The following is an 11,314-nucleotide window of genomic DNA, read 5'->3' as shown; positions in this document are numbered from 1 at the left end:
TCAGCGGCGTCCGGCGAGACGGCCGCCGACTTCGATCGCGGTCGCCTCACCGGACGTGCCGCGCAGCCGGCCGCAGGGCGTCGCGTCGCCGGTGGCCGGGTCGCGAACCGCGATCGTGGCGTCTTCGTGCAGCGTGAGGTCGGGGAAGACTTCGCCGTCGACGACGAGAACGGTGCCACCGTCCTCGTCGGCTCGGATCGTGTAGTCGATGGCGCCGTTGCGGTAGGTGCCGAAGTCACCGGCCGGGATCGGGACCGGCCGGGTGATCGCGCGCGGGCGCTGGTCCGGGAGTTCCAAGCCCAGCGCGCGCAGTTCGGTGCTCAGGTCCTGCCACATCCGCGTACCCGCGGCGCCGTTCGCCGTGAACGCGACCACGCAGGCGCCCGCCTGATCGATCCTCAAGTGACAGGAGGTGCCGTCGGCGGTGCCGTCGTGGCCGAGCCAGACGTCGTCCTCGCCGTCGTAATGCGCGATGCCGAGGCCCCAGCCGTCGGCGAGACCGAACGGTTCGGCGCCGGGCACCCGGCCGTGCATGTCCGCGGCGGTCACGACGTCGAGCAACCCGGGCTTCCCCAGGTGCACCCGGCCGAGTTCGACGAGGTCACCGGCACTGAGCGCCAGCGCGCCCGCGGGTTCGAGCAGCGGGGGCAGGGCTTGCTCGATCGGGCGGGCGCCGCCCTGGCCGGTGGCATGCCCGTGCCCGGAAACCGTCCGCGGGCTCTCGGCGTACGCGGGCTCGATCTTCGACGGACGCAGGAGTATCGCCTCGACGGCTTCGCGCCAGGTCATCCCGGTCACGGACTCGATCAGCGAACCGACGAGCGCGTATCCCAGATTCGAATAGGAGAACGCCGAACCCGGCGGGCACACGAGGTCCGCCCCGCGAACCTCGCGCAGGCACGCCGCCGTGACGTCGGCGGGATCGGAGGGCAGGCCGCTGGTGTGGCTCAACAGTCGTCGTGGGGTGAACCGGTCGTCGAGTCCGGTGACACCCAGCACTTCTCCGGCGGGCTGATCGAGTTCGAGGTCGTCGTCCGCGACGAGCACCATCGCGACCGTGGCGGTGGCCAGTTTGGTGATCGAACCGATCGGCACGGCCGAAGCCGCGTCCATCGGTCTCCGTCTCTCTTGATGTTCGACACCGGTCTGGACCACTGTTTTCGTGCCGTCCCGCAGGATCGCGAGCTGGGCCCCCGGCACACCGTGCACGCCGGCCAGCCGGGCCAGCACTTCGTGAAAGTGCGTTGCCGTCACCGGATTCCGGCTCGAACGGTCGTAGCCTTCTCGTATAGGCGGCATGACTCGATCCTCCACATTCGACATGAACCCATGAGTGCTGACCGCGGCTTCTCCCGCGTCACGATCCCTGCTCTCCCCCCGCCCTCCGGGATCAAGTCCACAGTGGGCCGGAAACAACACGCTGCCCGGCGGTCGAGATCGTCAGTACCGCCAAAGGTGGGAAGCCCGGATCGACTGAAAAGCCTCCGGCGTGACGCAAGGTGACTACATCGCCGGAACCATTTTCTTGAACGGCTGTCAATTCACTCCACGTATTGAAATGACGGCACGGATCACGGCAACGACGGACATGACGGGAGTAGCGCGCCCGCCGATCGCCGGACGCGCGAAGAAGAAGTGGAACCAGGTGTTTCACCTACCGGACGGCCACATCCGGCGGAACAATCAAACAAACCCCTCTCCGCACATTTTCCCAGTTCAAGCCGCTCACCGTCGAAAACCGGCCCGGGAGCGGCGCTTGCTGGTTCCCACCGGCGCGGCGGCTCAAACCTGAAATACCAGAAGAAGATGCGCGCGGAACATCATCTTCCCGGCCGCGGCGCCATTAACTGCGAAAACAGCACTTTGATCTTGCCCGATCGAACTCCCACCATCCGGGAGGCACGACCGTCCGCACGTGCACCGGATCGTGCATCGCGTGCGAATGACTCGATTCCGCCGGGTCGTTGATCTTTCGGAATCTTGAGAAAAGCGGAAATTCCCATATTCACCCGGTTGCCTGTAACGGAATGGGCGTCGCCGGTCACCCGACCATCGTCGCTTGCCGGATCGGTCTCCCGTTGGTAAATAGGGTTCCGCGCGATTCGGCTCCGGCCACCTTCTCCTCCGGGAGGAAAACGACGGCGACGTGTCGCGCCTCGTTCCCGAAAGCTTCACCCCGCCGTTGAATTCGACCGTTTCGCCGGCGGCTGGTCCATCACAACGCAGTGAAGGCCTCCTTGAGAGACCCAGGGTCCCTCAAGGAGGCCTTCACTGACATCACAACACCGCTAAAGGTCCACATCGGACGCAACGCCGGACGTGAGACCCCGAGGGGTTCTCGCCTGATCTCAACGCCGGTAGTGGACCTCGCCGCGCAACGCCGGCGCGGTGGGACTGCCGCAGCGCTGTTCGAACGTGGCGTCGAGGGCGGTGAGTCCGGCGGCACCACGTTCGACGCGGCTGATCGTGAAGGACGAATAGTCGTCCGTGCAGCCCAGACCGGTGGCGATCGCCAGGATGTGGGCTCCCTGTGCGTGTTCGTACGAGCCGACCTCGAGCGCGCCGGACGGGGCGCTGAAGTCGAGCCGGAAGTAGTACCGGCCGTTGTCGGCGTCGGCGTCCACTCTCAAGACGTCGCCGACCTCGCGGATCATCACCTCGTGCTCGGGCGAGCCGACCCAGTGCCCGCTCTTCCCGTCGACGGGGAAAGCACCCTGTTCGGCGGAGAAGTCGATGCTCGCGATGGGTTCGTCGGCCGCCGCGACGGGCGCGGACACGCCGATCAGACCTGCGGCGACGGCGAGCGTGGTGAAGGCATGACGGAGCTTCATGGTTCTCCTCGGTGAACGCCGCCCCCAGTGAGCGGACATCACCGAGCTTGCCCGGGCCTCCGTCGCTCCGCACGAGTAGAACTACTCTGTTCCCAGGCCTGCGAGTGGCGACGTTTAAGGTCCCACTTACCGTTTCCCTTCGAGAAGTTTGGCTGGACCTGCCGATCACCGCCCCCTCATCATGGAAGTCATGAAGCTTGGGGGAAATCTTGGATCCGAATGATCCGGTACGCGGAAACCGAGGACTGCTGATCGATTTTCGCCGGGATCTGCACCGCCATCCCGAGCTGTCGTGGGCCGAGCATCGCACCACCGCCCTCCTGCGGGATCGGCTCGTCGCGCTGGGGCTGGAGCCGAGAACCCTGCCCAACAGGACAGGGCTGATCTGCGATGTCGGCGACGGGACGCCGGAGGTACTGCTGCGCGCCGACATCGACGCGTTGGGGGTTTCCGACGAAAAGGACGTGCCGTATCGCTCGACCGTTCCGGGAGTGGCGCACGCCTGCGGGCACGACGTGCACACCACCGTGCTGTACGGGGTCGCCTTGGCGCTCGCCGGCCGAGAGCGGCTCGACAGCGCTGTCCGGCTCGTGTTCCAGCCCGCGGAGGAGGTCATGCCGGGCGGGGCCCGTGCCATGCTCGAGGCGGGTGAACTCGACGGTGTGCGGGCCGCCTACGCGCTGCACTGCGATCCGAACCTCCCGGTCGGCAAGGTCGGGCTGCGGTCCGGCCCGATCACGGCGGCCTGCGATCGGTTGCTGGTCCAGCTGACCGGGCCGGGCGGGCACACCGCCCGGCCGCATCTGACCGCCGATCTCGTCTACGCCCTCGCCAAGATCGCCGCCGACGTGCCCGCCTCCCTCGGCCGCCGCCTCGATCCGCGCAGCGGCGTCAGCCTGGTCTGGGGCAGGGTCAGCGCCGGTTCGGCGCCCAACATCATTCCGCAGGAGGGCGAACTGGAGGGGATCGTCCGGGCGCTCGACCATCAGACCTGGCAGCGGGCACCGGAACTGATCGAGGAACTCGTCTCCGCCATCGCCTCGGCCCACTGCGTCAAGTACACCACCACTTACCACCGCGGCGTCCCGCCGGTGGTGAATCACCCCGAACACACAGAACGGCTGCGTGAGGCCGCGCTCGTGGCGCTCGGCCCAGGCTCGGTCGTCACCACCGAGCAATCGCTCGGCGGCGAGGATTTCGGCTGGTATCTCGATGCCGTTCCGGGCGCGATGGCGCGGCTCGGGGTCCGCGGCCCCGAGAAGACCCGGGTGCCCGACCTGCACCAGGGCGGCTTCGACGTGGACGAGCGGTGCATCGAGGCCGGCGTGCGCCTGTTGCTCGAAACCGTGTGCCCGAGCTGAACCGTTCGGAGATCTTCTACTTCGTGGAGGTGCGCGTGCAGCGAACAGCAGGTCGATCCGATGGCGACGCGAGCACGGGCAAGGGTCATGCTGGCATTCCTACGGTTGCCTAACCGCGCCACCGAGTTGATCGGTGCCGCCACGCTCGTCCTGAGCATCGGCGGCGGCGCGTGGTACACGTGCTGGGCCATCTTCTTCACCCGCTCTCTCGGCCTCTCGGCCGCGCAGGTCGGCATCGGGCTCACCGCCGCCGGCGTCTTCGGCATGCTGACCGGGAGCGTGGTCGGTTTCGTCGCCGACCGCGTGGGCAGCCGCGAGGTGCTCATCGTCCTGGGCGCCATCCAGGGACTCTCCACCTTCGGCTACATCTGGGTGCACGAGTTCTGGGGTTTCCTCGCCGTCGCCTGCGTGGCGACGGCGGCGGAACGGAGCATCCTCGGCATCCGGCTCGCCCTTGTTTCCAGCCTGGCCCCGGAACCGGACCGGATACGCAGTATCGCGCTGATCCGGGTGCTGGCCCACGCGGGCTTCGCGGTCGGCTCCGGGGTGGGCGCCCTCGTCCTGAACCTGGACACCAGGGCCGCCTATATCGGCCTGGTGCTCGTGCACGGCCTCGCCAGCCTCGTCTTCGCGCTGGTCGTCCACCGGGTACCCCATGTGCAGTCGTTGCGCGACATCAACCGGAAACGGAAGGTCCTCGTGCTGCGCGACCGGCCGTTCATGGTCATGACCGTGCTGAGCGCGGTGCTCGCGCTGTGCTGGGGAGTCGGCGGCGCCGCGATCCCCTTGTGGATCGCCAACCACACCGAGGCACCGATGTGGATCGCCGGGGCCATCGCGGCGATCAACGCGGTGGGCATCATCACGCTGCAGACCAGGGTCAGCCGATCCGGCGCGACCGTGCCGGGGGCGGCCCGGCTGGGTGTCTACTGTGGACTCGTACTCGCCGCCTGCTGCGGCTTGTTCGCCGCGACCTACCACGGCTCGGGCTGGCTCGTGATCGTCCTGTTGCTGCTGGCCGGGATCGTGCACGTGCTCGGCGAACTGCTGTACGTCGCGAGCGGATGGGGCCTCAGCGTCGGCCTCACCAAGGACGAGGCACACGGCGAATACCAAGGGATGTACAACACGGGCACCTCGGCGGCCCAGATGCTGGCACCGGCACTGATGACCATGCTGATCGTGGACTGGGGAATCGGCGGCTGGATCCTGCTCGCCGGGCTCTTCGTCGTCGCCGGCTCCCCCACGGTCCTGGTCGGCCGCTGGGCGTTGCGCGACAAGCGGGAACAACCGGTCCGGGCAGGCCACCAAGACGAATCGAGTTTCTCATGAGGCAACCGAAGTCATCGGCGGTGCGGCGTTGGCGCGCGCTCGCCGGCTACACCTGGAACCACAGCAGCGATCCCCTGTTCTCCGGCTACCGGACCTGGTACGACAGCACCGCGCGACGCCGGCTCCCCGCCTTCGTCTCCTACCCCGAACCCGGCTCCGGAGACGGCGCGCTTTCCCTCGGGTACGCCGGGATCCCCGACGGCTTCGTGATCATCTACCAGTTGCTCGACCGGCAGCGTGCCGAACTGGGGCCGGTCACCGGCGTCACGACCGACTACCGGGTTCCCCGGTCCAAACTCCTCTCCGGGGCCGCCATCCCGCACGCGGACCTGGTCGCCGTCGCCTGTTCCCCGGCCGAGGCGGAACGGCTGCCCCGGGATTCCGCGCTCATCCTGCCGTTCCGGCGGCATCTCGTGGTGAGGGTCGACACGACCGAGGCCGAGCTGACCAAACGAGTGTCCAAACGGGAACTGGAGAGGTTCAAGGCGAACCAGCGCGAACACGACTGGCGGCTGGAACGGGCCGAGGACGCCGCGTCGTTCGAGTACTTCTACGAACGCATGCATCGGCCGACGGTGCGTTCACGGCACGGCGAACGCGCCAGGAGCGAGACCAGGGACGTCGCTTACGAATGCCTGTTCCGCCAGGGAGCCCTGTTCTTCGTCAGAAGTGGCGATGGCGAAAGGGTCGCCGGAGGGTTGTGCCGCTGGGAGGCGCGCCGGAAGACGATGCTCGTCCGCCTGCTCGGCGTGCTCGACGCCGACAAGCAGCACTACGACAGCGGGGCCTTCCGCGCCTTCTACCACCTGCTGTTGCGGTGGTGCCACGACAACGCCGTCGAAGCGGTGGATTTCGGCGGCGCCGAAGCCTGGCTGAGCACCGGCATCTTCCAGTGGAAACGCAAGTTCCAGCCTGAAGCCGTCCCCGCGCCCAACCACCTCGGCGGCTTGCGACTGTGGTACTCGGCGACCAGGGACACCCCCGCGGTCCGGGACTACCTGGTGGCCCATCCGGTGATGGAACTGCTCGGCGGCGACGAACTGCGCGCGGTCTACTTCCACGACGACGAACGCCCGGCCCGCAGGGGACTCCCCTATCGCTGCGCCAACGTGCGGACACATCGCACGGTGCACCTCGACGAATTCCTCGCCGGGCTCCCCACGGACCCGTGCACACCGCCGACAGGAAAGGAGGACGGCCTTGACCGGCGCACCCTGGTTCGGTGATCTGAGAGAGCCGCCCGAGATCGGACTGTCCCACAAGGAGACGGCCGACATTCTCACCGAAGAGCTGGACGGTATCCCCTACGTCGGGTTCCCGTTCGCCCTCCAGCCGTTCGTGGTACCCCGCGAGTCGTATCGGGAACTCCTCGACGCCATGTCGCGGCTGCTCGAGCTGGAACGCCGGGCGGTGCGGCACCTCGCCCCGGACAGGGCGGGACGGCTGGCCGCCTTGGAGATGGACGACAACGTCCTGGCGACCGGTGACGAAGAATTCGAAATGGCCCACGACGCCGACATGGGCAGGGCCGACGTGGTCCTCGCTGAGGACGGCCCGAAGTTCGTGGAACTGAACGCCAATGGCGCCGTCGGCGGCCTGGTGCAGTTCCAGCTTTTCCAGCATGCGTGGCAGCGCGTCCGGCAGCGTGCCGGACGGCCGGCCTTCGTCGGGGCGGACGCCTACGCGTCGATCGCCCGGTACTTCACCGAGATCTGTTCGGACCTCGGCGTTCCGCCCGCCGCCGCGATCGTGGGCAGCTGCCGGGAATTCGGCCCCGGCTACTCCACGAAGTACTTCGACGTGCAGGCGGATTTCCTGCGACGGCACGGGGTCTTGGCCGAGCACTTCGAGCCGGACGAGCTCGACCGGCTGATCGGGCCGGGAGGAGCGTTGCGTTACCGGGTCGGCATGGCGCAGTTCACCGTCGAGGAGTACGCCGACGAACTCGGCATCGACCTCGATCCGGTGCGCGAGGTGCAGGCCGCCGGTTTCCGGCTCTACCCCTCGTACAGCTATTGCATGGTGCACAGCAAGAAGATGCTGGCCCTGCTCTCGGAGGGGCAGCCGTGGATGTCGCGGGAAGAGCGCGATTTCGTCGATCGCTACGTGCCTTGGACCAGGTTGGTGCGACCCGGCACGGCCACCTGGCAAGACCGGTCCTACGACCTTCCCGAGCTGCTGTTGAAGTACCAGGAACGTTTCGTGCTCAAAACCGCCTTCGGCTGGGCCGGGCGCGAGGTCACGATCGGCGCCAGGAGCACTCCCGACGAATGGGCGCAAACGGTCCAGCTCGCTTTGTCCAGAAAGGACTTCGTGGCGCAGGAGTTCGTCGAGGCCGTCCGGTTCCCGGTGGACGTGCTCCACGAGTCCGGCTCGGTGACGCGGGTGTCCGCCAACTCGGTGATCAGCCCGTTCTCCTTCGGCGGAAGGCCGGCCGGCTGCTTCGCGCGGTTCGTGTGGACAGAGAACACCGAAGAAGTCATCAGCGGCCAGATCAGCGCGACGCTGAGCTGCCTGCTCGCCGAACCGTGAGCCACGATTTTCCCGGAATCGTTCAGGCTGTTCTTAAACCGAATCGCTAAGGATTTTAAGCGGTTTCGCCGACCACGGCGATTGATTACGTCTCGGCCCGTCGATAAAATTGCCGAAGACAATCACCATTCCGAAAGGAAATGGCTCATGGGAATCGACAGCACGCTATCCCCTGCCCAGGTCGACGAATACCGGGCCAACGGATACCTCGTTCAGGAAAGCGTCTTCTCCGAAGAGGAGATGCAAATCGTGCGGGACGAAACCGCGAAGGAGTTCGCCGCGGGAGGCGAACGCGTCACGGTCGAGGAAGACACCGACATCGTCCGCGGCGTCCATGGCTGCCATCTCTATTCCGAGGTGTTCGGCAAGCTCGTCCGCTCGCCCCGCCTGCTCCCGATCGCCAAGCAGTTGCTGCAGGACGACGTGTACGTCCACCAGTTCAAGATCAACGCGAAGCGGGCGTTCAAGGGCGAGGTGTGGGAGTGGCATCAGGACTACACGTTCTGGCACCACGAGGACGGGATGCCCGCCCCCCGCGCGTTGTCGGCCGCGCTCTTCCTCGACGAGGTCACGGAGTTCAACGGGCCGCTGATCCTCGTGCCGGGAGGACACGACGGCGGCATGATCGAGGCCGAGGTCCAGGGCGAGGGCTGGGCAAGCACCCTGACCGCGAGCCTCAAGTACTCGCTCGAGATCGACATGATCCGCGAACTGGTCGATCGCAACGGCATGGTCGCCCCGAAGGGTCCGCGCGGCTCGGTGCTGTGGTTCGACGCCAACATCCCGCACAGCTCCGTTCCGAACATCTCCCCTCGCGACCGCGGCCTGCTGCTGATCACCTACAACAGCGTGGAGAACAAGGTGGACCTCTCCCGCGGCACGCGGCCGGACTGGCTTTCGGCCCGCGACTTCACACCGCTGACGGAGTCTTACGCCGCACTCGGCTGAGGCACCTATTCTCGCACCGATCGAGTGACGTGATGCCGGACCCTCGTCCGGCATCACGTCACTCGAAATCGTGATTTGGTGGGCAATTTTCTCCTGAATTCGCAACATTTGGCTCCGGCCGGGCGAGAACAGGACGATAATCGCGCGAACCATGTTCGAAATTCTCTATGCTTCGTTCATGGAATCCACCAGCATGGACGTGATCGTTGACGCGCGACGGCTCCAGGTCCTGCGGGAGATGCGGGAGCGCGGAACGGTCGTGGCCACGGCCAAAGCCCTGCACCTGACTCCGTCGGCGGTGTCCCAGCAATTGGCCACCCTCGCCAGACAGGTCGGCGTGCCGCTGCTGAGCAAGCACGGACGCGGAGTCCGGTTGACCGGGCAGGCGATGGTGCTGCTCGAACACGCCTCCACCATTCACGCCCAGATCGAGGCGGCACGGTCCGATCTGGCCAGTTACAACGAGGAACCGATCGGCCAGGTCGCGATCGGGGCGTTTTCCACGGCGATCATCGGACTGGTCGCCCCCGCGCTCGCCGACCTGCAGCGGACGGCGAGCAGGCTGCGCCTCGACATCAGCGAGGTCGAAGCCCCCGAGTGCTACACCAGCCTCGACGTGGGCACCCTCGACCTGATCATCGCGATCGACTACCGGCTCGCGCCGCCGCGCAGGGATTCCCGGTATCACCGGACGCATCTGGCCAGTGACGTCTTCGATTTCGTGGTGCCGGACACGCATCCCCTGGCACAGCGTGAAGGACCGGTGGCGCTGGAGGAATTCGCCGGCGACCGCTGGGTGACGACCGTACCGGACGGACCGTGCGCGGAACTGACCATCGCCAGCTGCACCACCGCCGGTTTCATGCCGGACATCCACCACACCTGCAACGAATGGGAAGGCGTGACAGCGCTCGTCGCGGCCGGGGCCGGGGTGGCCCTGGTGCCCCGGCTCGGCGTGCGCTGCCACCGTGACGGCCTGGTGGTCCGCTCCGTCCGCGACAACCCGCCCAAACGCAACATCTACGCCGCCATCCGCGCCGGCGCGGAAAGATCACCGGTACTCACCACGGTCATCGAAGCGTTGCGCAAGCACGGGTAGCGGGTTTCGTCACCGGGCCGAGCGCTTTTCGCCGATGACCTCGGCCACGCGAGCGATCACCTCATGTGGACTCGGCATCGCCGCCATCTCCGTCGCGATCGCCGTGGCCCGCTCGAGGTAGCCCGGCGAGTCGAGCAGCTGGCCCAGCACCTTCTCGACGCTCTGCGGGGTGGCGTCGGCGAGCCGCAGGCTGGTTCCCGCGCCGCACTGCTCCACCACCCTCGCGTTGTACGGCTGATCCCCGAGGTGCGGGACGATCAACTGGGGTACCCCGGCGGCGAACGCCACGAAGGTCGTCCCCATGCCGCCGTGATGCACGATCGCGTCGCAGCCCCGCAGCAATGTGGACACCGGCAGCCAGTCCACCCTGCGCACGTAGTCCGGCAGTGGCTTCGGCAGCGCCGCGAGATCCGCCGGGACCGGGGTCAGCACCAGCTCGACATCGAGCTTCTCCGCGCCCCGGACGACCGCCGCGAGGAGCTCACCCTCGCCCGCGGTGGAGGACAGCGAGCCGAGCGTGACCGCGACGCGCGGACGAGGACGATCCTCGAACAACCACCACGGCAGCTTGGCGCCACCGTTGTTCGGGCAGTACCGCATGTCCAGGGTCTCGCCGGTGGGCGGCGCGGTCCGCACGGAATCGGGCGTGGCCGAAGCCGCCTGCACGACGGACGGGCTGATGTTCACCTCGAGGTCGGGATCCCTCGGGAGTTCCTGGACCCCCCACTCGGCCGCGGCCTCGCTCAGCCACCGCATCGCGGGTTCCAAAGTGGGCCTGCGCAGCCCGAAACCGTGCAGGATCGCGGGGATGCCGACGATCCGGGCGGCGAGCAGCCCGGCGGGCAGCGCCGGCGGGTACAGCACCGCGTCCGCCCGCCATCGCCGCGCGGCCCGCACGATGCCGTCCAGCATCAGCTCGCTGATCTGCCCGAAGCGCGTCCCCACCTGGGTCATCAGCTCGGGGGGCGACAACGTGAGGTCTTTGGCCGCTTCGGCCAGCTGCTCGTAGGGCGCCTCGACGTCACGATCCGGGGTGACGTCGACCGCGGCCAGACCCGCGCGGACCGCGGCGTCGACCGACGAGCCGCCGTTGGCGACGAGTACCTCGTGCCCCGCGGTCTGGGCGGCGTGGGCCAGCGGCACCAGCGGGAACAGGTGGGCGAGGCCGGGTGGTGTGGTGATCAGGATGCGCATGTCTTCTCCCCAGATTG

Annotated in this window: 10 protein-coding genes; 6 read left to right on the top strand and 4 right to left on the bottom strand. The window is 67.5% G+C overall.

The window, feature by feature from the left end; translation table 11 throughout:
• The 3 genes from HDA45_RS37950 to HDA45_RS37940 form a co-directional block, all read right to left on the bottom strand.
• Window positions 1-1,299 carry a serine hydrolase domain-containing protein gene (locus tag HDA45_RS37950; protein WP_246480927.1) on the bottom strand — a complete coding sequence of 433 codons (1,299 nt, stop codon included), beginning with the start codon at window positions 1,297-1,299 and terminating at the stop codon, window positions 1-3.
• A 521-nt stretch (window positions 1,300-1,820) separates the two neighbouring features.
• Entirely contained in the window at window positions 1,821-2,045 is a 225-nt protein-coding gene (locus HDA45_RS37945; protein ID WP_184903700.1) for a hypothetical protein, read from the bottom strand.
• Between the two features lie 303 nt (window positions 2,046-2,348).
• A complete protein-coding gene (locus HDA45_RS37940) occupies window positions 2,349-2,831 on the bottom strand; it encodes a hypothetical protein (RefSeq protein WP_184903698.1) in 483 nt (160 codons plus the stop codon).
• A 209-nt stretch (window positions 2,832-3,040) separates the two neighbouring features.
• Here HDA45_RS37940 and HDA45_RS37935 point away from each other — a divergent pair, with 209 nt between their 5' ends.
• From HDA45_RS37935 to HDA45_RS37910, 6 genes are all read left to right on the top strand, one after another.
• Window positions 3,041-4,192: an amidohydrolase gene (locus HDA45_RS37935; RefSeq protein WP_221471345.1), complete on the top strand. Its 1,152-nt coding sequence runs from the start codon at window positions 3,041-3,043 to the stop codon at window positions 4,190-4,192.
• Window positions 4,193-4,279: 87 nt separating this feature from the next.
• Window positions 4,280-5,524 carry an MFS transporter gene (locus HDA45_RS37930; protein WP_184903694.1) on the top strand — a complete coding sequence of 415 codons (1,245 nt, stop codon included), beginning with the start codon at window positions 4,280-4,282 and terminating at the stop codon, window positions 5,522-5,524.
• On the top strand, window positions 5,521-6,750 hold the full coding sequence (locus tag HDA45_RS37925) for a hypothetical protein (RefSeq protein WP_184903692.1): 1,230 nt from the start codon (window positions 5,521-5,523) through the stop codon (window positions 6,748-6,750). Before HDA45_RS37930 ends, HDA45_RS37925 begins: the two co-directional genes overlap by 4 nt.
• Complete coding sequence (locus tag HDA45_RS37920) at window positions 6,725-8,056, top strand: hypothetical protein (RefSeq protein ID WP_184903690.1); 1,332 nt, start codon at window positions 6,725-6,727, stop codon at window positions 8,054-8,056. The genes HDA45_RS37925 and HDA45_RS37920 overlap by 26 nt, the downstream gene beginning before the upstream one ends.
• Before the next feature lie 147 nt (window positions 8,057-8,203).
• Window positions 8,204-9,004 (top strand): phytanoyl-CoA dioxygenase family protein, encoded by an 801-nt coding sequence (locus tag HDA45_RS37915; RefSeq protein ID WP_184903688.1) that lies wholly within the window; start codon window positions 8,204-8,206, stop codon window positions 9,002-9,004.
• Between the two features lie 178 nt (window positions 9,005-9,182).
• Window positions 9,183-10,103, top strand: coding sequence for a LysR family transcriptional regulator (locus tag HDA45_RS37910; RefSeq protein ID WP_184903686.1), 921 nt, complete (start codon window positions 9,183-9,185; stop codon window positions 10,101-10,103).
• Window positions 10,104-10,112: 9 nt separating this feature from the next.
• On the opposite strand, the gene HDA45_RS37905 is transcribed toward HDA45_RS37910, so the two are convergent.
• A complete protein-coding gene (locus tag HDA45_RS37905; protein ID WP_184903684.1) occupies window positions 10,113-11,297 on the bottom strand; it encodes a glycosyltransferase in 1,185 nt (394 codons plus the stop codon).
• Window positions 11,298-11,314 lie beyond the last annotated feature (17 nt).

The organism is Amycolatopsis umgeniensis, assembly GCF_014205155.1.
GTDB classification, from domain to species: domain Bacteria; phylum Actinomycetota; class Actinomycetes; order Mycobacteriales; family Pseudonocardiaceae; genus Amycolatopsis; species Amycolatopsis umgeniensis.
Note: the sequence above shows the minus strand (reverse complement) of the source record. Positions and strands in the feature narration are given on the sequence as shown.